The organism is Mycobacterium parmense, from assembly GCF_010730575.1.
Classification (GTDB): domain Bacteria; phylum Actinomycetota; class Actinomycetes; order Mycobacteriales; family Mycobacteriaceae; genus Mycobacterium; species Mycobacterium parmense.
Genome location: NZ_AP022614.1, coordinates 3,011,592 through 3,030,237 on the forward strand (window position 1 = coordinate 3,011,592; position 18,646 = coordinate 3,030,237).

The following is an 18,646-nucleotide window of genomic DNA, read 5'->3' on the forward strand; positions in this document are numbered from 1 at the left end:
TCTCGGTCATCACGGGTGCACAATGTGATGAAGGGCTGCTGGAACTCGGCACAATCCGGCGCGGACGCCGTTGTCGACGAATGGTTTTCGACGCATCGAGCGAGCCCGTCCCGGGCTGCGGACGCGCAAGTCCGGGCGGGCGATTGTTTCCTGGGACATGGGCTGGGGTTGGACGTTGTTGCCGAGCACATAGACAGCCATCGGCGGTTGGAGTGAGGTGTTGGGTAGCAATGCGCGATCAGAATGCACTGACGCGACTCGTCTAGTGGAAGGTCGGATAGGGCGATGGCTGACCAGAAATCCGTTCATGAGGTGACCTATGACCTGTTGCGCACCCTGGGTCTGACCACCGTGTTCGGCAATCCAGGCTCCACCGAGCAGACATTTCTGAAGAACTTTCCCGACGACTTCACCTATGTCCTGGGGTTGCAGGAGGCCTCGGTAATGGCCATGGCCGACGGGTTCGCCCAATGCACCGGGAAGCCCGCACTGGTCAACGTGCATACCGCCGCGGGGACCGGAAACGCGATGGGCAGCGTGGTGGCGGCGTACAAGGGCAACACACCGCTGATCATTACGGCCGGCCAGCAGACCCGCGAAATGGTTTTGTGTGAGCCGTATCTGAGCAATCCGGATGAGACGGTGTTTCCGCAGCCATGGGTGAAGTGGGCATACGAGCCGAAGCGCGCCGAGGATGTGCCGGCGGCGTTCATGCGGGCCTACACGGTCGCGTTGCAGCCGCCAGCCGGTCCGGTGTTCTTGTCGATACCGCTTGACGACTGGGAGAAACCCGCGCTGGGCCCCGCGGTTATCCGCACGGTCAGTCATCGCGTCAGCCCCGATGCCGCACGGCTGCGCGGATTCGCCGAACGCATCAACAAGGCTAAGCGGCCTGCTTTGGTGGTCGGGCCTGAAGTCGATCGCAGTGGCGCCTGGGATGCCGGAGTCGCGTTCGCCGAGAAGGTCGGCGCGCCGGTATACGGCAGCGCGTTGCCCGACCGGGCGTCGTTCCCCGAGGATCATCCGCTTTTCCAAGGGCAGCTGGCGATGACCGTCGCTGGTGTCGCTGAGACGTTACAGAGCTACGACCTGGTGGTGGTCATCGGGGCGCAGGTCTTCCGGTACTACCCCTACGTGGCGGGCGAGTATCTGCCCGAGGGCACCGAGCTGCTGCAGATCACCGCCGATCCTCGACTGGCCGCGACCGCGCCGGTGGGTGACAGCGTGCTGGGTGATGCCCTGCTGGTGTTGGAGCAGCTGGTGGAGCTGGTCGACGACCACAGCGACCGCTCGGTCCCGCCTCGGAAGGCGAACACTGGCGCCGTTGACGTGAGCGGATCGGCACCGTTGACTGCGGATGCCGTATGGCAGACATTGAGCACCGTCAAGCCCGCCGACTCGCCCCTGGTCACCGAGTCGACATCAACCCAGGCCCAACAAACGCGATTCCTGCCCAGCACCCGCCCGGCTTCGTTCTTCGCCACCCCCAGCGGCGGTATCGGTTGGGGCGTGCCCGCGGCGGTCGGCATCGCGCTGGGCGACCGAGCCCGAGGCGTCAAGCGCACCGTGGTCGCCACCATCGGCGACGGATCATTCCAATACTCGGTGCAGGCCATATACACGGCCGCCCAACATAAGTTGCCCATCGTGTTCGTCGTGATGCGCAACGGCGAATACTCAATCCTGAAGTCGTTCGCGGTGTTGGAGAAGACACCCGGCGTGCCTGGACTGGACTTGCCCGGCCTCGACATCGCCTCCATCGCAACAGGTTTCGGCTGCCACGCGGTCAACGTCGACACCACCGAGAAACTGGCGCACGAATTCACCAACGCGCTGAACGCCGAAGGGCCTACCGTCATCGTGGTGCCTACCAAACCGCAAGCTACGCATTTGGGCTGACGCCGTCAGCTCATCGCTTATTTCACGGAGTGACCATGCCGGTCTACACCTGCACGACGACAACGGGGACGCTTACCGCCGACGTCAAGAGCGCGTTGGCTCGAGAGCTCAGCCGCATCCACGCCGAGATCAATCATGTGCCCAGCACCTACGTCAACGTTGTTTTTCATGAGCTCCCGCACGGCGGGATTTACACCGACGGCGTGCCCGCGGATCCGGTGCTGGTCAACAGTTGGGTGCGATCCGGTCACCCACTAGACGAAACAACCCGTCTGGCAACGGAAATCGCATCCGCCGTGTCCCGGATTGCCAATATTGACGCCGCCCGGGTTCTGGTGGTGATCCAGAACAGTCCGGCGAGCGGAGCGGTCGAAGGTGGCCGTGTCCTGCCCGAGCCCGGGCAAGAGCAGGCCTGGGTCTGTCATTGATCAAACACAACAGCGGCTGCTGCGCGGCCGCGTCGGACAGCAGGCTCAGCACGGCGAGCCCGACCAGAAACCGGTCCGGCGTTGCCCCTGGACTCAGGCCCAAGACCGTCCGCAGGGCATGCCGCGACACAATGTGCCTTCCCATGTAACTGCAAGTCAGGCGCCGACCGGCCTCCAGCACTCGTCGGCCCGAGACGAAGATGCTCGTGACTGTTTTTGTCGACAGACGAAACCGGTTCGTTGTGACCACTCCCATCACCCCAGTGGCCGGGCATAGGGTTTCGGGTATGAGCGCGGTATCGCACGCTGGCGGGGTACGGCACGGCGCCGAACCCGATCCGCATATCGTCGAGTTGAGCAAGCTGATGCTGGGCCGCGCCCCCGAGCTGGGCCGGGCGCTGGCCGATCGGCTGTTCCGGGAGATCGACGCGTACCGCGACGGCACCGCCGTGACAAGAGACGAAGTCGCCGCAAGTTGTGCGGCGAACCTGACGTTCGTTTTTCACGCACTTTCAGGCCACGCGGACGTCGATGTCTCGCCCGCCGAGCAAACCGGAGTTGCACGCGCGCTGATCGGGTTGCCCTTGCCGGCGTTGATGACGGCCTACCGGATCGGATTCCGATTCATGTGGGAGGAGACCCTCGCCGTTGGCCGGGCCGCGGGCGTACCCACCGAATCGATCCTGGACGCCACCGCCCGCGTCTTCATCGCGCAGGACACCTTCACGCAGGCGATGGCCAGCGCCTATCGGCAGCAGCTGACCGCGCAGATCCTGGAGCAGGAGGAGGAAAGGTCGGCATTGGTTGAGGCATTGCTGTCTCGGCGGATAACGGATAGCCAGAGCCTTTGGGAGGCAGCCGATTTGCTCCGGCTGCCCACCACCGGGCCATACGTCGTCGTCGCGGCCGACTTGCCGGCGATCGGCAAACTTGGCTTGCCCACGATCGAAAACAAGCTCGCTGCCCGCGATATCCGGTCGGCGTGGCGGCTGCTCCCGGACTTACACGTCGGCATCGTCCACGTGCGGATACGCGACACGATCAGCACGTTGACCTCAGTGCTCCGGCAGGTCGCGACGGTCCGGGTCGGCATCAGCCCGCCGTTTGACGACTTGGCCGAAACCAGCGATGCGTTGCGATTCGCCCGGTTAGCGGTGACCGGGAAGCCGTCATCCGACTCGCTGATCACGGCGTTTCAGGACACCCCTCTGGCGGTCGCGGCGGTGAGCGCCCCGGAAGTCATGGCAAAGATCAGGTCGTCGGTGCTACGCCGATTGATCGAGCTGCCGACCGCGGAGCGCACGATTTTGCTCGATACGTTCCAGGCCTGGCTGCAGGCGGGCGGCTCTGCCAACGACACCGCGGCGAAGATCTTCTGCCATCCCAACACTGTCCGGCACCGGCTGCGCCGCATCGAGGAGTTGACCGGCCGATCACTCACGCGGCCAACAGATCTCGCCGAACTGTGTCTGGCTTTCGAGGTCGAACGCCGACTGCCCTGAGTGGCTAGGTGCCCGCCTTCGCCCGGCCGCGAACCTGGAACGCCGTGATGACGTCCATGATGCCGATGACGATCAGCCAACAGCCGGCCACCAGGGTCAGGATCGCGATCGAATCGAGCGGGGAGATGATCATCACGCCGCCGCCGATCACGATGACGATGCCGGTGAAGGCCTGCCAGCCGCGTCCGGGCAGGTGGTCGAACGACAACGCCGCGGCGAGCAGCGTCAGACCGCGGAACACCCAGCCGATACCGATCCACAGGGCCAAAAGCGCGACCGCTTCGAATTTATCGCGGAAGCAGAAGAAGCCCAAGATGACCGACACGACACCGGTGATGAATGTCAGCACTCTCATTGCGGCTCCGGCGTGTGTGCCGAATGCGGCAAACACATACCCGAAACCGGACACCACCAGGTAGATCCCGAACAGGATCCCCGCTACGAGAAGTGTCTTGCCTGGCCAGGCCAGCACAATGACACCGAGTGCCACAGCCAGGACGCCGGTCAGGAGAAGCACCTGCCATGCGCTGCGAGCAAGCTGGCGTAATGGACCTTCGAAAACTGTCTGGTCGCTCATTGTCATGCAAATATGATTCGCCCAATCCGGTGGAGAGAAAATGTCCGCGGCGACACAATTCGGCATCCTTCCTAGTTGTCGCGAACAACGCCTGGTCCGGCTGGTGATCTATCGCGATGCGCGCACACCACGTTTGTCCCCGGAAGACGAACGTTCGGCGCAAGTTCGTCGGTTGACGACATTCCAGGCCGAGACAACGTCACTACATTTTCACTTCCAAGCGCACTGACGCGCTTGCGCAACCGGCTGACACTCTTCGACACGGACGTCGAACAACTCAGCACCGCATGATCATCGGCCCCAGAAATGCGAGAAGATTATGACTTACCTGTCCATCGCCGCAATGCTCGTTCTCGTCCTGTTCCCCGTGCTGCTCCCCGCGGTCATCACCGCCGTCCACGTCGCACTTGGGACGAACCGGCCGGCCCCCACCCCCGGCTACCCGCGGCCCGCAATCGCATGACCGCGGTCTAGCACCGCTGCAGAACCGCGCCGCGGTACCAGTGACAGGCCAGCAAGGCCAGTTCGACGTCGAGCCGGTCGGCGCCGATCTCCCGGCCGCGCCGGGCGACGGCGCGGCTGACCCGATACTTCACCGAGTTGAAGTGCAAGTTGAGTTCTTCGGCGGCAACCTTGTAGCTGGAGCCGCAGGCCAGATAGACCCGCAACGTGTCACGCAGCCGCTCGTCGTTCTCATTGTCGGCGGCAAGGTCTCCGAGCACGGTGGCCACCCACGCCCGGGTGGAGGCCACGTCGCCACCGAGACGGGCCACGACGGACAACCCGGGATCACTGGCTGCGATCACCGTGGGCGAGGCCGAACTGGGGCGCTCGCCGGCGATCGCGATGGCACGGACTTCCAGCGCCTCCCGGTGCGAGCGGCGAAAACCTGCCACGCCGCCGCCTATCGTCCCGATCGCCAGACCCGGCGAATCAGGCCGGCTGAGGGCGAATTGCCGGGTTTTCTCCACGCCGTCGATCATCGCCGCGCGATACGGCAACCACCCGTACGCGCAGCTTCGATCGACAGCGACGAACAGTGGGCCGGCGTCGGCGCCGGCCGCTTCGCCCACCTCGCGCAGAAACCGTTGCAGCCGAGGAAGTTCGTCGGCTTCGGAGCCCTGTTCGCGGTACCACATGACGAGCCCGACGTGGTGCCAGCGCAGCGGGTAGCGGATCTGCGTCGACGCCGCGTCGACGTCGATGGTCTTGGTTCCGCCGAGGATCTCGCGGACCCGCACGCCGCGCAGACTGTTCTGGTTCTCCAGCCATCGTTCGCGTTCGTCTTCGTAGACGGCCACCACTTGCTGCGACATCCAGTCGATGTACTCGAACAGCGTCGCGGTGATGGCCTCGATCACCGTGACCCTGCTCGTTTCGGGCATATCAATCGCCCGCAACTCGGCGAAAATGAGCTCATTCACCGTCCGCTGACCGAGCCGATAAGCGCGAACGAGCGCCGCGACGGGCATCCCCTGTTGCGCCAATCGCCGGGAGTACTCCAGTGCCGCGGTGGGCGCCTCGACACGCTCCACGGCGATGTCGTGGCGCAGCGCGTGCAGGACGGTGTCCACGTTGCCCTCGACGCTGGCCCCGAGCAGCTCCATGAGCCGCACATCGCCGCGCAGGTCCGGGATCTGATCCTCGAGCGTACGAAGGATGGTCGACGACACGTCGGCCAGCCGGTCGTGCAACCGGTCGGCCACCTCCGCGACGTAGCGACTCACCTCGACGTCGCTGTCGAGACGGGGGTTCGTCATCACTAAAACCGTAGACCTCGCGGTTGTCTTTGGGCGATAACTCCGGCCTGCGGCTTTGTCGATTCGACACTGTTTCGCGCCGAGCGTCCCTCCTACCGTTGTCGCCACTGTGCCGATCGCCACGCCAGAAGGAGCCACGACCATGGGATTCACCCAACCGCAACTCCCCGCAGTCGATCCCGATGCCTTCTTGGGCAAGCCGCTGATGGAGCGCATGCGGATTCTCGCCGTCGAATGGGCCGAAAACGGCTTCGGGGCACCGCGGATGGTCCACACCATCTACATCGTCAAGCTGATCGTGTTCTTCGCGATCGGCGGCGTCACGGTAGCGACCGCGACCTCCGGCCTGCCTGCCTTCTGGCACGTCACCGGATGGTGGAACCAACCGATCGTCTACCAGAAGGTCATTCTGTGGACCGTGCTCCTCGAGACCATCGGTGTGGCCGGTTCCTGGGGTCCGCTGGCCGGCAAGATCAAGCCGATGACCGGTGGCATCCTGTTCTGGGCGCGGCGGGGAACCATTCGGCTGCGCCCGTGGAAGTGGGTGCCTTTCACCGCCGGCGACCGGCGCACGTGGTTCGACATCGGGGTGTACCTGGCATTGCTGGTCAGCCTGGCCGCGGCCCTGCTGGCACCGGGTGTGCGCAGCGATTCGCTGTCAAAGGCATTGCCGCACAACACGTCGGGGCTGGTCAACCCCGCTCTGATCGCTGTCCCCATTGCGCTGCTGGTGCTGATCGGCATCCGAGACAAGACCGTCTTCCTGGCCGCCCGCGGCGAGCAGTACCTGCCGGCGCTGTTCTTCTTCGCGGTTCTGCCCTTCGCTGACATGATCATCGCGCTCAAGATGATGATCGTGGTGGTGTGGGTCGGCGCCGGGTTCTCGAAGTTCGGTAAGCACTTCTCCAACGTCATTCCGCCGATGGTCAGCAACACGATCTTCGCGCCGAAATGGGTGCGCCGGGCCCACTACCGCGAATTCGGGCGCGACATGCGGCCCTCACGGCTCGCGGACTTCATGGCACACGTCAACGGCACCACGGTCGAGATCGCCGCCCCGCTGGTTCTGTTGTTCTCCACCAACAAGTGGTTGACGCTGGCGGCGGCGCTGCTGATGGTGGGGTTCCACCTGTTCATTGTCTCGACGTTCCCGCTCGCGGTGCCGCTGGAGTGGAACGTGGTCTTCGCCTACGCCACGGTTTTCCTGTTCCTCGGCTTCCCGAACTGGGACGGCTACGCGCCGTGGAACATGACTCCGCGCTGGCTGGCCCCCGTCATCGCGGCGGCGCTGCTGTTCTTTCCTGTGCTGGGGAACCTGCGGCCCGACAAAGTGTCCTTCCTGCCCTCGATGCGGCAGTACGCCGGCAACTGGGCCTCGGCGGTGTGGGCCTTCGCGCCCGGCGCCGAGGCCAAACTCGATCGGGTCACCCGCACGGCGTCAAACCAGGTCGACCAGTTCATCGCCGCCGGCTACGAGCCCACTTGGGCGGAGATCACGATCCAAAAGACGATCGCGTGGCGAAGCATGCACAGCCAGGGCCGCGGCCTGTTCTCGCTGCTTTTGACCCACCTGCCCGACATCGACACCCGCACCGTGCGGGAGGGTGAGTTCGTGTGCAACTCTCTCATCGGATTCAATTTCGGCGACGGTCACCTACACAACGAGGACTTGATCCGGGCCGTCCAGTGTGAGGCCGAGTTCGAACCGGGCGAGTGCGTCATCGCCTGGGTGGAGTCGGAGGCCTTCGGCAGCGGCGTCCAGCACTACCAGCTGATCGACGCCGCGCTCGGGGTCGTCGAGCGCGGCACCTGGAAGGTCGCCGACGCCGTCAAAGAACAGCCGTGGCTGCCCAACGGTCCCATCCCCACTCGGGCGAGCTGGTCGCTGCGCGGCACGACGGCGACCGGGCACGGAGCGCGGGCATGACTGCCGCACTGGTGGTGGGCGGCGGGCCCAATGGACTGGCCGCCGCCATCTGTTTGGCCGCCCAGGGCGTGCAGGTCACCGTCCTCGAGGCCGCAGACGAGGTCGGCGGCGGCGCCCGCAGCGGCGAAGCGATCATCCCCGGTCTGCTGCACGACCACTGCTCGGCGATCCACCCGATGGCCGTCGGTTCGCCGTTCTCGAGCAGGTTCAACCTGCAGGCATACGGATTGCGTTGGCGCTGGCCGGAGATCGACTGCGCGCATCCGCTCGACGGTGGCAGCGCCGGGGTGCTGTACCGCTCGGTGGAGCAGACCGCGGCCGGCCTGGGTCGCGACGGACGGCGATGGCAGCTCGCGTTCGGCTACTCGGCCGAGCGGTTCGACACGCTCAGCGACGACATCATGGGACCCCTGCTGCGGCTTCCGCATCATCCGCTGATGCTGGCCCGGTTCGGTGCGCCCACCGTGCTCCCGGCGTCGGCCTTCGCCCGGCTGTTCGGCACCCCAGAGGGCCGGGCATTGTTCGGAGGCGTTGCTGCGCATGCTTTCCGGCCGCTGCACTACCCGATGACCTCGGCGATCGGAATGGGCATCATCGCCGCAGGCCACCGGCACGGCTGGGCGGTGGCCGAAGGCGGGTCGCAAGCGATCACCGACGCGATGGTGGCGCTGCTCGGCGACCTGGGCGGCAAGGTCGAGACCGGCGTGCGGGTGACGGCGGCGTCGCAGCTGCCGCCGGCCGACGTCACGTTGTTCGACCTGGCACCCGGTGCGGTCGCCGATATTATGCGCGACCGTCTTCCGCGCCGGATTTCGGCTGCCTTCACCAGGTTTCGGCGTGGTCCCGGTGCGTTCAAAGTCGACTTCGCCGTCGAGGGCGGCGTCCCCTGGACGAACCCGGACGCGCGTCGGGCCGGCACCGTGCACGTGGCCGGCACCTACGCCGAGCTGGCCGCGACCGAGCGCGAAATCCACGCCGGACGCATGCCCGAGCGACCGTTCGTGCTGGTCGGCCAACAGTATCTGGCCGATCCGCAACGGTCGGTGGGCAATACACACCCGGTGTGGACCTACGCGCATGTCCCCAACGGCTACACCGGCGACGCGACCGAGGCGATCATCGCCCAGATCGAGCGGTTCGCGCCCGGCTTCCGGGACCGGATCATCGGCTCCACAATCCGCTCGACGACGCAGATGGAGACCTACAACCCCAACTACGTGGGCGGCGACATCATGACCGGCGCGAAGGACATTCGCCAGTTGACGTTCGGGCCGCGAATCACCCTGTCGCCATACACGATCGGGGTGCCAGGCATGTATATCTGCTCAGCGGCCACCCCGCCCGGGCCGGGCGCGCACGGCATGTGCGGCGCCAACGCCGCCCGGCTCGCGCTGGACTACCTGTCCCGCCGTTAGCGTGGCGCCCGTCTAAGCGGCGGCCAGCGCGGTGTTGACGGCGGCAGGCACGCGCGGGCCCGGTCACCACAGCGATCTTCATGACGCCATCGAATCCAGGAATCCGGGCCAGTCGGGAAACAGTGCCCTATCGACGATCTCGATGCGGACGCCACCGGCGTCGATGAAGTAGGCGAACATCGTCAGCGCTTCGCCGCTGGGCCGCGCCTCCAGCCGGTACCCGGACCGCTCGAGTTGCGCTGCGGCCGAGGCGAGGTCGTCGACCCAGTAGCCGAGGTGGTGCGCGCCGCCGCCGGCGGGTGCGGTCCAGATGGTGCCGGGCACCTCTTGGATCAGCTCCAGATGCGGCGCGTTCACCGAATACACGAACCGAAACGGCACCTCGACCTCCCCGCCGACCGTGGTGACGTTCAAGGTCGCCTCGACGGGCCTGGTCCATCGGTATCCCATCACCGCGCTGAGCCGCGCGGCGGCGGCGCCCATGTCGTCGACGACCAGCCCGGTGTGATAGCAGTCAGCCGGATTCACGGCGCGCCCTCCAGTTCGATGTCGAAGGTATCCAAATATTCGGCGAAAGTCGGCGCGAGTTTCTCGACGGTCAGGTCGTATTGGCCGAGGTTGTAGGTGTTGAGGGCAAACGGGTAGGGCGTTGGCGGCGTCGTCGAGCACGCGTTCGCGGCCCTGCGGGGTGAAGACGGGTGAGCCGTTGACCCCGTCCACGAGCAGCGCCAACCCCTCGAACCACGAATGGGAGCGATCCCGGTGAGGCCGGTGCGCTGCGCGGCGAGTTCGAGGATGCCGTCGGGCGTGGCCATATTGTCGATGTCGCCCATGGTTCACACCGTGAGGTATCCGCCGTCGACGGCGATGGTGCTACCGGTGATGTAGGACGCCGCGTCGGTACACAAGAACAGCGCGGCGCCGACGCAGTCACGGGGCGTTCCGGGCCTGCCCAGCGGGGTGTGGAAGCCGATCTCGACGTCCATGACCTCGGGGATGGCCATGGCGGGCTGCGTCATTCGCGTGTCAATGAGCCCGGGCGCGATGGCGTTGACGCGGATGCCGTCGCCGGCCCAGCGGCGCGAGAGGTTCATCGTCAGCGCCATCAGGCCCATCTTCGACGAGGCGTACCCGGGGACGAAGACCGCCGAGCGGAACGCCGACATCGAGACGACGCTGACGACGCTCGCGCCGTCGCTCGCCTTGAGGCGCTCGTGGCAGCGCATGGTCAATCGCATGGGACCCAACATGTTCTGGGTTACCGACGCGACGTAGCCGTCCGGATCGTACTCGTCGCCGGCGGGGTACGGGCCGCCCGCGTTGTTGATCAGGATGTCGAGTTCCCCGAGCGAGTCCGCCAGCGCGTCGACGGACTCGGGTTGCTGGATGTGACACTGTCGGTAGGTGAACGCGCTGAGGTCGTCGTCGTAATCGGCTGGCGCGCAGCGGGTTCCGGTGATCGTGACCGTGGCGCCCGCTTCGGCGAACGCCGTGGCGACGGCGTTGCCGATGCCGCTGGTGCCGCCGGTCACCAGCACGCTGGCGCCCGCGAAGTCGAAACTGACGGAGGCTTTCACGATGGCCTCAATTCGCTGATCGATTTGGTGAGCCAGGCTCGCTTCCAGAAGTTGTCGGTCCCGTCCAGCAGCGCCTCGTGGGCGTAGGCGGCGACCGCGCGCGCCCCCGCATGAGCGGGATCGGCCTTGAGGACGAGGTCGGTGGTGGAGCGGTGCTGGAACCACCCGGCGTTGGACACACCGGGCGACATCCAGATCTGGTTGCCCAGCGGTATCGCGGGTGCGCCGGTGGCGGCCGCCAGGTCGGCAGCGCCGGGACGCTCCCGATGAATCCCAGCCATGACTGGCGATCCTCTACAGTCCTAGAGGTAAAGTCAAGAGCCATGGGACTGCGAGGTTTGGCGGACAAGGTTGCGGTCGTCGTCGGCGGCGCGACCGGCATCGGCGCCGCGACCGCCGCCCGGCTAGCCGAGGAAGGCTGCCGGGTGGTTGTCGGCGACATCGCGGCCGAGGCCGCCGAAGCGACGGCCGCGCGCATCGCCGCGTCGGGCGGCACCGCGACGCAGGTGGCCTTCGACCTGGCGGACCCGCCGTCGGTCGCAAAGTTGATGCGCACCGCGACGGCAACCTACGACGGCGTCGACCTGCTGTTCAACGTCGGCGCCGACATGAGCGTCATCCGGGCCGACACCGACGTGGTCGACATCGACTTCGACGTGTGGGACCGCGTGATGGCGGTGAACCTGCGTGGGTATGTGGCGGCCATGAAGTACGCGATCCCGGAGATGCTCAACCGCGGCGGCGGGGCGATCGTGAACATGTCCTCGGCGGCCGCGTTCCAGGGTGAGCCCGCCCGCCCCGCCTACGCCACCGCGAAGGCCGGCATCGGGGCGCTCACCCGCCATGTCGCGTCGCGGTGGGGCAAGGAGAACATCCGCTGCAACGCGGTGGCGGCGGGGTTCACCGCGACCGAAGCCATCCGGTCCGTTCCGCAGTGGCCCGAGCTGCAGGCCGGAGCACTCAAGCGCATCCGCGGAACCCGCGTCGGCGACCCCGGCGACGTTGCCGCGCTGGTCGCCTTCCTGCTCTCCGACGAGGGCGGCTGGATCAATGGTCAGGTCGTCAACATCGACGGCGGCACCGTGCTGCGGTGAGCAAACGCATGGCCACCGCACACCGGAAGCGAGACGGCGACGAACGTCGTCGCACGCTCTGCGACGCGGCGATCCGGGTACTGGCCGAGCACGGATCGCGAGGACTGACGCACGGTCAGGTCGACCGCTGCGCGCGAGTCCCCGGGGGCACCACCTCGTACTACTACCGAACCCGGGAAGCGCTGCTGCGGGGCGTCGGAAAGCGCGTCGCCGAGATCGACGTCGCCAACCTGCAGTCGGTGATCGACGAGCCGCTCGACCCGCGATCGCCCTTCGCGCACCTGGCGCGGCTGACCATGATGCAGGCCGACGGCCCCGGCCTGATGCTGAACAGAGCGCGGCACGAATTGGTGCTGGGAGCCGCGCGTGATCCCAGTCTCGCTGCCACATCACAGGTCTTCGTCGCCCGCATCAATGCGATGGCCCACGACGCACTCGCCCATCTCCAGCCGGGCACGGACGATCCGGGCCTGCTCGCCGCTCAGACGACGGCCGTCACCACGTTCATCGCCGGTGTCTTGAGCCGGCTCGCCGCCGGCGACCGCACCATCGACGACGCCGCGCAACTCATGCGGCTCTTGGAGGCCGTCGCCACCGCGGTCTCGCTGCGGCGCGCGTAGCGGCCTGGCCGAAAGCCCCCTGGGACTCCCTGATTGCGCATACCTTTGATGCGGGTTCATGCGCCACAGGAGGACGGAAATGAAGCGATCGATCAACGCGCTGCTGGCCGCGGGCGTGCTGGCCGCCGCCGGGCTGATGACGACCGGCGTGGGCACCAGCTCCGCCGACACCATCCAGACCGAGAACAGCTACCCGACCCGGGAGGCCTGTCAGGACGCGGGCCCCGGCGTGAAGGCCTCGACGCCAGGAAACTGGAACAACTTCTGGTGCGTTCCGGACCGCAACGTCGCCGGTAGCTGGCGCCTGGTCCTCAGCAACTGAAGGCGCCTCTAACCGGACGGGCCCGACGGGTACTTGTAGAAGCCCTCGCCGGTTTTGACACCGAGCTTGCCCGCATCAACGAAGGCTTGCAACAACTCTCGGACATTGCGCGGCAGGTGCGGGAACTCTTGGGCGTAGTGGTTCTCGATGTCGAGCACCACGTCGAGGCCCACCAGGTCCATCATCTGGAACGGTCCGGCCGGCACGCCCCAGTTGACCTTGAACATGCCGTCGACGTCTTCCGGTCGCGCCACGCCCTCGGCGACCACGGCCAGAGACTCACGCTTGATGGCCGCCCAGATGCGATTGAAAATGAATCCGGTGCTCTCCCTGCGCGCCTCGAAGGGATACACGCCGAACTCCGGCAGCACGGCCAGCAGGGTGTCGAGCAGGCCGCGGTCGGTCTCGCCATCAGACATCAGGTCGACCGCATTGATCTCCGGTGGCATGTAGAAGTGCATGTTGCACAACCTGGTTTTGTCGCGAACCTGTTCGGCCATCAGCCGCGACGGGTAGGACGACGAGTTGGTCGCGAAGATGGTGTTCGCCGGCGCCGCTTCATCTATCCGGCCCCACAGCGGAATCTTGACGTCCAGCCTCTCGGGGACGGATTCCACCACAAGCCAGGCACCGGCTAATGCCTCTTCGAGCGACGTCACCCCCGTCACCGTGCCGGCCTCGCCGAATCCTCTGTCCTGCAGCACTTTAGGCAACGCCTCAGAGGCATACTGCGTCGCGGCGGCGAGTTGCTCGGCGCGCCGGCCCGCAAGGCGCACGGTTCCCCCGCGGCTGGCGAACATCACCGCGATGCGCCGGCCCAGCGTCCCCGCCCCGATCACGGCGACGGGGCGGTTACGGACGTCCTCGAAGCTGTACGTGAAGCCGGCCACACCCGCATGGTAGGCCGCGACGAAATTCGGCCCGCCTCTTCACCCCAAAACGGCTCCATCGACGTGCGCGGTGCCCTAACGTGTGGCTTCGCTCACCGGAGAGCGGAACGACACGAAGCCCGTGGGGGGTAGGCGATGTCATTGATGTTTGTGGTGCCGGATTTGTTGGGCACGGCGGCAGCCGACGCGGCCCAGGTCGGTTCGGCGGTGCTGGCCGGCAACCAGGCCGCGGCGATCGGTACGACGCAGGTGGAGGCGGCGGCCGCCGACGAGGTGTCGACGGCCGTCGCGGCGGTGTTCAGCGCGCACGGCTCGCAATTTCAGGCCGCGGCGGCGCAGGCGGCGGCGTATTACGACCGATTCGTCAACAATCTGAGCGCCGCCGCGGCGTCGTATGCGGGCACCGAGACGAGCATCGCCGCGTCGATGCATGCGACGCTGAGCGCGGCGGCGGCCACTCCCCAGGCCGGGCTGGGTATTACCGCCGTCAACGAATTCGCCTCGGTCTTCAACGGTTCGGTTCACGCGGCCGAGGGGCAATGGGCCGGCAGCGCACTCGGAGAGCAGCTCGACCCGATCGTCGCGGCGATCACGGGCAACACCGGCACCGGCACGCCGATCGTCATCGACTTCGTCCGGCACGGGCAGTCCGTCGGCAACGCGTTGAACCTGATCGACACCGCGGTGCCCGGCACCGGTTTGACGCAGCTGGGCGTGCAACAGTCGCAGGCCGTCGCCAATCTGCTTGCGGGCCAGGGCCCCTTCGCCGGGATCTTCACGTCGCAGTTGCTGCGCACCCAGCAGACGGCCTTGCCGTTGGCCACCATGCTGGGCGTGAACCCGCAGACCCTGCCCGGGCTCAACGAGATCGACGCCGGCATCTTCAACGGCATGCCCGAGGTCCCGGCCGGCATCCTCTACCTGATAGGCCCGGCCGCCTGGACGTTCGGACTGCCCATCGCCCCGATGCTGGCCCCCGGCTCCGTCCACCTCAACGGCATCGTCTTCGACCAGGGCTTCAGCGGCGCGCTGCAGTCGATGTACGCCACGGCCATGGCCAACCCCGTGATCGCCGCCAACGGCCACATCACCGACGTCGCCTACTCCAGCGAGTTCGCGATCGAGGTCGGCACGCTGATGAACGTGAACAATCCCGACCCGTTGCTGATGCTGACCCATCCGCTTTCCAACACCGGGATGGTCGTGGTGCAGGGCAGTCCCCAGGGCGGCTGGACGATGCTCAGTTGGGACGGGGTGCCCGTGCCGCCGGCGAACCTGCCGACCGAGCTCTTCGTGGACGCGCGCGACCTGATCATGGCGCCGCAGTTCGCGGCCTACGACGGGTTCGAGTCCCTGCTCACCGGAAACCCCGCGGCGATCGCGAGCGCCGTCCAAACCGGTGTCGAGCAGGTGGCCGGCGCGGCGATCCGATTCCCGGTCGCGGTGGGCGAGGACCTGATCGACGCCATCGGGGTGTAGCCGGCTACAGGAGCCGGGCCTGCTCCGGCTGCGGCTCGGCCGGCGCCAGCAGCTCGGGACCGTTGTTGCGGACGCTGTTGACCAGCGTCGACACCTCGCGCATCCGGATGTCGTGGATGTCGGGCGTGCGGGCCAGCAGCTCCTCGTCGACCGGGGCCTCGGGGTCCAGCCAGCGGTCCCAGTCGCGCTCGGGCACCACCAGGGGCATCCGATCGTGGATCCCGGCGAGCTCACCGGGGGCGTCGGTGGTGATGATCGTGCAGCTCAGCAGCGGCGGCGAGTCGTCGTGGTGCTCCGGCCCCCGCCACACCGACCACAGTCCCGCCATGAACAGCGGCTCGCCGTCCTCGCGGTACATGTAGAAGGGCGTCTTTCGCGACTTCTTGCCGTCGACGTCCGAATTGACCCGCCACTCGTAGTAGCCGTCCATCGGGATCAGGCAGCGCTTGGACTTGGCGCTGGACCGGAAGGCCGGCGAGGTGGTGACCTTGTCCGCGCGCGCGTTGATCAGCATCGGCCCCTTGGTCTCGGGGCTGCCGTCCGAGGTGGCCTTCACCCACGGCGGGACCAGGCCCCAGCGCATGAGCCGCACCCGACGAGTCGGCTGGTCGTCGGGATCGGTGTGCCGACTCACCACCGTCGCGATGTTCGTCGTGGGCGCCACGTTGTAGTTGGGTGCCGTCCCCGAGCCGCCGGCCGCCTCGGTGGCCTCGTCGATCGCCTTGATCTTTTCGGCCAGCAGGGCCGGATCGGTCGTCACCGCAAACCGTCCGCACATACCTTCCATGGTGGCAGGCCGCGAACTCCCATTGGTGGCAGCCCACTCGGACACGCAATGATGGACCGGTGACGACGTGGACGGCGCCCCCGGCACCCGGACCGGTGCACGCGACCGTGACCGTGCCGGGCTCGAAGTCGCAGACCAACCGGGCGCTGGTGCTGGCCGCGCTGGCGGCCGCGCAGGGGCAGGGCACCCCCGTCCTGCGCGGCGCGCTGCGCAGCCGCGACACCGACCTGATGATCGGCGCGCTGCGCACGCTCGGGCTGCGTGTCGACGGCGACGGCCCGGAGCTGTCGGTCAGCGGCCGGATCGCGCCCGCCGCGCACGCCCGGGTGGACTGCGGCCTGGCGGGCACCGTGTTGCGTTTCGTTCCGCCGCTGGCCGCGCTGGCCGACGCGGTGGTGGAGTTCGACGGCGACGAGCAGGCGCGAGCCCGCCCGATCGCCCCGCTGTTGGACGCGCTGCGGGGGCTCGGCGTGCCGATCGAAGGCACCGGGCTGCCGTTCCGGGTCCGGGGCGGCGGATCGGTCGCGGGCGGCACGGTGTCCATCGACGCGTCGGCGTCGTCGCAGTTCGTGTCCGGGCTGTTGCTGTGCGCGGCGTCGTTCACCGACGGCCTGACCGTCGAGCACACCGGTTCGACGCTGCCGTCGGCGCCGCACATCGCGATGACGGTGGCGATGCTGCGGCAGGCCGGGGTCGACGTCGACGATTCGGTCGCCAACCGCTGGCGGGTGCGGCCCGGCCCGGTCGCGGCCCGGCGCTGGGAGGTCGAACCGGACCTGACCAACGCCGTGCCGTTCCTGGCCGCCGCCGTGGTCACCGGCGGAATCGTGCGCATTACGGGTTGGCCGGCCGCCAGCGTGCAACCCGCCGACGACATCCTTTACGTGCTCGGCAAGATGAATACCATTGTCACACAGACTGATTCGTTCCTCGAGGTGCGAGGTTCAGCGGACTACGACGGGTTTGACGTCGACCTGCGCGACGTCGGTGAGCTGACGCCGTCGGTGGCGGCGCTGGCCGCGCTGGCCAGACCCGGGGCGGTGTCACATCTTCGCGGCATCGCCCACCTGCGCGGCCACGAAACGGACCGACTGGCCGCGCTGAGCGCCGAGCTCAACCGGCTGGGCGGCGACTGCGCCGAGACCCCCGACGGCCTGACGATCACCGCGACTCCACTGCGGGCCGGCGTGTGGCGTGCCTACGCCGACCACCGGATGGCGATGGCCGGCGCCATCGTCGGGCTGCGGGTCGGCGGGGTCGAGGTGGACGACATCGGTGCCACCAGCAAGACGCTGCCCGAGTTCCCCCGGCTGTGGGCGGACATGCTGGGGCCCATCGGTTGAAACCCGGCGACTACGACGAGTCCGACGTCAGGGTCCGCTCTGGCCGGGGCTCGCGGCCGCGGACCAAGACCCGTCCCGAGCACGCCGACGCCGAGGCGGCCATGGTGGTCAGCGTGGACCGCGGCCGCTGGGGCTGCGTGCTCGACGGCGATCCTGAACGCCGGGTGACCGCCATGCGGGCGCGCGAACTCGGCCGCACGCCGATCGTCGTCGGCGACGACGTCGACCTGGTCGGCGACCTGTCGGGACGCCCGGACACCCTGGCCCGCATCGTGCGCCGGGCCGAGCGGCGAACCGTGTTGCGCCGCACCGCCGACGACAGCGATCCCACCGAGCGAGTGGTGGTCGCCAACGCCGACCAACTGCTGATCGTGGTCGCGATGGCCGACCCGCCGCCGCGCAGCGGGCTGGTCGACCGGGCGCTGATCGCCGCCTACGCCGGCGGGCTGACGCCTATCCTGTGCCTGACCAAGACCGACCTCGCCCCGCCCGGGCCGTTCGCCGAGCAGTTCGTCGACCTCGACCTGACGGTGGTGGTCGCCGGGCGCGACGATCCCCTGCTGGCGGTGGCCGACCTGCTCGCCGGCAGGATCACCGTCCTGCTCGGCCACTCCGGGGTCGGCAAGTCGACGCTGGTGAATCGCCTGGTGCCCGAGGCCGAACGGGCCGTCGGCGAAGTCACCGACTTCGGCCGCGGACGGCACACCTCCACCCAATCGGTGGCACTTCCGCTGGCGACGTCGGGCTGGGTGGTCGACACCCCGGGCATCCGGTCGTTCGGGCTGGCCCACATCGAGCCCGACGACGTGCTGATGGCTTTCTCGGACCTGGCCGACGCGATTGCGCGGTGCCCGCGCGGCTGCGGGCACATGGGGCCGCCGGCCGACCCCGAATGCGCGCTGGACGCCCTGTCCGGACCCGCCGCCCGCCGGGTCGCCGCGGCCCGGCGCCTGCTCGCGGCGCTGCACCAGGGCTGACCGGACCGCCGAGCGCGCGTGTCGGTACGCCGACACGCCGCAGGGGGCG

The 18,646-nt window shown here is 67.7% G+C and carries 20 protein-coding genes; 12 read left to right on the forward strand and 8 right to left on the reverse strand.

Translation table 11 applies throughout. The features are described from left to right. Positions 1–285: 285 nt before the first annotated feature. From mdlC to G6N48_RS13785, 3 genes are all read left to right on the forward strand, one after another. Complete coding sequence (gene mdlC / locus G6N48_RS13775; protein WP_085267670.1) at positions 286–1,899, forward strand: benzoylformate decarboxylase; 1,614 nt, start codon at positions 286–288, stop codon at positions 1,897–1,899. 35 nt (positions 1,900–1,934) lie between these two features. Then, on the forward strand, positions 1,935–2,327 hold the full coding sequence (locus G6N48_RS13780) for a tautomerase family protein (RefSeq protein WP_085267669.1): 393 nt from the start codon (positions 1,935–1,937) through the stop codon (positions 2,325–2,327). A gap of 287 nt (positions 2,328–2,614) precedes the next feature. After that, positions 2,615–3,829: a PucR family transcriptional regulator gene (locus tag G6N48_RS13785; RefSeq protein WP_085267668.1), complete on the forward strand. Its 1,215-nt coding sequence runs from the start codon at positions 2,615–2,617 to the stop codon at positions 3,827–3,829. A 4-nt stretch (positions 3,830–3,833) separates the two neighbouring features. On the opposite strand, the gene G6N48_RS13790 is transcribed toward G6N48_RS13785, so the two are convergent. Next, complete coding sequence (locus G6N48_RS13790; protein WP_232066623.1) at positions 3,834–4,472, reverse strand: HdeD family acid-resistance protein; 639 nt, start codon at positions 4,470–4,472, stop codon at positions 3,834–3,836. Positions 4,473–4,725: 253 nt separating this feature from the next. Here G6N48_RS13790 and G6N48_RS13795 point away from each other — a divergent pair, with 253 nt between their 5' ends. Beyond that, on the forward strand, positions 4,726–4,869 hold the full coding sequence (locus G6N48_RS13795; protein ID WP_161494168.1) for a hypothetical protein: 144 nt from the start codon (positions 4,726–4,728) through the stop codon (positions 4,867–4,869). Positions 4,870–4,876: 7 nt separating this feature from the next. Here G6N48_RS13795 and G6N48_RS13800 read toward each other — a convergent pair whose 3' ends face one another. Continuing rightward, complete coding sequence (locus G6N48_RS13800; protein WP_085267666.1) at positions 4,877–6,166, reverse strand: PucR family transcriptional regulator; 1,290 nt, start codon at positions 6,164–6,166, stop codon at positions 4,877–4,879. A gap of 142 nt (positions 6,167–6,308) precedes the next feature. On the opposite strand from G6N48_RS13800, the gene G6N48_RS13805 reads away from it, so the two are divergent. Both G6N48_RS13805 and G6N48_RS13810 read left to right on the forward strand, forming a co-directional pair. After that, a complete protein-coding gene (locus G6N48_RS13805; protein ID WP_085267665.1) occupies positions 6,309–8,093 on the forward strand; it encodes a DUF3556 domain-containing protein in 1,785 nt (594 codons plus the stop codon). Beyond that, complete coding sequence (locus G6N48_RS13810; RefSeq protein WP_085268026.1) at positions 8,090–9,508, forward strand: phytoene desaturase family protein; 1,419 nt, start codon at positions 8,090–8,092, stop codon at positions 9,506–9,508. Before G6N48_RS13805 ends, G6N48_RS13810 begins: the two co-directional genes overlap by 4 nt. A 78-nt stretch (positions 9,509–9,586) precedes the next feature. Here the strand turns inward: G6N48_RS13810 and G6N48_RS13815 are convergent, their stop codons facing one another. From G6N48_RS13815 to G6N48_RS28945, 4 genes are read right to left on the reverse strand one after another with little or no spacing between them, the layout of a single operon-like run. Further along, on the reverse strand, positions 9,587–10,036 hold the full coding sequence (locus tag G6N48_RS13815) for a VOC family protein (protein ID WP_085267664.1): 450 nt from the start codon (positions 10,034–10,036) through the stop codon (positions 9,587–9,589). Next, complete coding sequence (locus tag G6N48_RS13820; RefSeq protein ID WP_085267663.1) at positions 10,033–10,341, reverse strand: hypothetical protein; 309 nt, start codon at positions 10,339–10,341, stop codon at positions 10,033–10,035. Before G6N48_RS13820 ends, G6N48_RS13815 begins: the two co-directional genes overlap by 4 nt. Before the next feature lie 3 nt (positions 10,342–10,344). Further along, complete coding sequence (locus G6N48_RS13825) at positions 10,345–11,085, reverse strand: SDR family NAD(P)-dependent oxidoreductase (protein WP_085267662.1); 741 nt, start codon at positions 11,083–11,085, stop codon at positions 10,345–10,347. After that, positions 11,082–11,366: a hypothetical protein gene (locus tag G6N48_RS28945; protein ID WP_085267661.1), complete on the reverse strand. Its 285-nt coding sequence runs from the start codon at positions 11,364–11,366 to the stop codon at positions 11,082–11,084. Before G6N48_RS28945 ends, G6N48_RS13825 begins: the two co-directional genes overlap by 4 nt. A 42-nt stretch (positions 11,367–11,408) precedes the next feature. Here G6N48_RS28945 and G6N48_RS13835 point away from each other — a divergent pair, with 42 nt between their 5' ends. The 3 genes from G6N48_RS13835 (at position 11,409) to G6N48_RS13845 (ending at position 13,121) form a co-directional block, all read left to right on the forward strand. After that, positions 11,409–12,179 (forward strand): SDR family NAD(P)-dependent oxidoreductase, encoded by a 771-nt coding sequence (locus tag G6N48_RS13835; protein ID WP_085267660.1) that lies wholly within the window; start codon positions 11,409–11,411, stop codon positions 12,177–12,179. A gap of 8 nt (positions 12,180–12,187) precedes the next feature. Further along, a complete protein-coding gene (locus tag G6N48_RS13840) occupies positions 12,188–12,799 on the forward strand; it encodes a TetR/AcrR family transcriptional regulator (protein ID WP_085268025.1) in 612 nt (203 codons plus the stop codon). 79 nt (positions 12,800–12,878) lie between these two features. Next, positions 12,879–13,121 (forward strand): hypothetical protein, encoded by a 243-nt coding sequence (locus G6N48_RS13845; RefSeq protein ID WP_085267659.1) that lies wholly within the window; start codon positions 12,879–12,881, stop codon positions 13,119–13,121. Positions 13,122–13,129: 8 nt separating this feature from the next. On the opposite strand, the gene G6N48_RS13850 is transcribed toward G6N48_RS13845, so the two are convergent. After that, complete coding sequence (locus G6N48_RS13850; RefSeq protein WP_085267658.1) at positions 13,130–14,011, reverse strand: 3-hydroxyacyl-CoA dehydrogenase family protein; 882 nt, start codon at positions 14,009–14,011, stop codon at positions 13,130–13,132. Between the two features lie 135 nt (positions 14,012–14,146). Between G6N48_RS13850 and G6N48_RS13855 the strand changes: the two genes are divergently transcribed. After that, positions 14,147–15,490 carry a PE domain-containing protein gene (locus G6N48_RS13855; RefSeq protein ID WP_085267657.1) on the forward strand — a complete coding sequence of 448 codons (1,344 nt, stop codon included), beginning with the start codon at positions 14,147–14,149 and terminating at the stop codon, positions 15,488–15,490. Positions 15,491–15,494: 4 nt separating this feature from the next. Here G6N48_RS13855 and G6N48_RS13860 read toward each other — a convergent pair whose 3' ends face one another. Next, positions 15,495–16,268 (reverse strand): SOS response-associated peptidase, encoded by a 774-nt coding sequence (locus G6N48_RS13860; RefSeq protein WP_085267656.1) that lies wholly within the window; start codon positions 16,266–16,268, stop codon positions 15,495–15,497. A 68-nt stretch (positions 16,269–16,336) separates the two neighbouring features. Between G6N48_RS13860 and aroA the strand changes: the two genes are divergently transcribed. Next, the gene (gene aroA, locus G6N48_RS13865; protein ID WP_085267655.1) at positions 16,337–17,620 is read left to right on the forward strand and encodes a 3-phosphoshikimate 1-carboxyvinyltransferase; all 1,284 of its coding nucleotides are present in this window, start codon (positions 16,337–16,339) and stop codon (positions 17,618–17,620) included. Then, a complete protein-coding gene (gene rsgA, locus G6N48_RS13870; RefSeq protein ID WP_085267654.1) occupies positions 17,617–18,597 on the forward strand; it encodes a ribosome small subunit-dependent GTPase A in 981 nt (326 codons plus the stop codon). Before aroA ends, rsgA begins: the two co-directional genes overlap by 4 nt. The last annotated feature ends 49 nt before the right edge of the window (positions 18,598–18,646 follow it).

Excerpts from the sequence above, each read along its gene's own strand:
- mdlC (WP_085267670.1), top strand. The coding sequence starts at position 286 with ATGGCTGACCAGAAATCCGTTCATGAGGTGACCTATGACCTGTTGCGC.
- G6N48_RS13780 (WP_085267669.1), top strand. The coding sequence starts at position 1,935 with ATGCCGGTCTACACCTGCACGACGACAACGGGGACGCTTACCGCCGAC.
- G6N48_RS13785 (WP_085267668.1), top strand. The coding sequence starts at position 2,615 with ATGAGCGCGGTATCGCACGCTGGCGGGGTACGGCACGGCGCCGAACCC.
- G6N48_RS13790 (WP_232066623.1), bottom strand. The coding sequence starts at position 4,472 with ATGCCGAATTGTGTCGCCGCGGACATTTTCTCTCCACCGGATTGGGCG.
- G6N48_RS13795 (WP_161494168.1), top strand. The coding sequence starts at position 4,726 with ATGACTTACCTGTCCATCGCCGCAATGCTCGTTCTCGTCCTGTTCCCC.
- G6N48_RS13800 (WP_085267666.1), bottom strand. The coding sequence starts at position 6,166 with ATGACGAACCCCCGTCTCGACAGCGACGTCGAGGTGAGTCGCTACGTC.
- G6N48_RS13805 (WP_085267665.1), top strand. The coding sequence starts at position 6,309 with ATGGGATTCACCCAACCGCAACTCCCCGCAGTCGATCCCGATGCCTTC.
- G6N48_RS13810 (WP_085268026.1), top strand. The coding sequence starts at position 8,090 with ATGACTGCCGCACTGGTGGTGGGCGGCGGGCCCAATGGACTGGCCGCC.
- G6N48_RS13820 (WP_085267663.1), bottom strand. The coding sequence starts at position 10,341 with ATGGGCGACATCGACAATATGGCCACGCCCGACGGCATCCTCGAACTC.
- G6N48_RS28945 (WP_085267661.1), bottom strand. The coding sequence starts at position 11,366 with ATGGCTGGGATTCATCGGGAGCGTCCCGGCGCTGCCGACCTGGCGGCC.
- G6N48_RS13835 (WP_085267660.1), top strand. The coding sequence starts at position 11,409 with ATGGGACTGCGAGGTTTGGCGGACAAGGTTGCGGTCGTCGTCGGCGGC.
- G6N48_RS13840 (WP_085268025.1), top strand. The coding sequence starts at position 12,188 with ATGGCCACCGCACACCGGAAGCGAGACGGCGACGAACGTCGTCGCACG.
- G6N48_RS13845 (WP_085267659.1), top strand. The coding sequence starts at position 12,879 with ATGAAGCGATCGATCAACGCGCTGCTGGCCGCGGGCGTGCTGGCCGCC.
- G6N48_RS13855 (WP_085267657.1), top strand. The coding sequence starts at position 14,147 with ATGTCATTGATGTTTGTGGTGCCGGATTTGTTGGGCACGGCGGCAGCC.
- G6N48_RS13860 (WP_085267656.1), bottom strand. The coding sequence starts at position 16,268 with ATGTGCGGACGGTTTGCGGTGACGACCGATCCGGCCCTGCTGGCCGAA.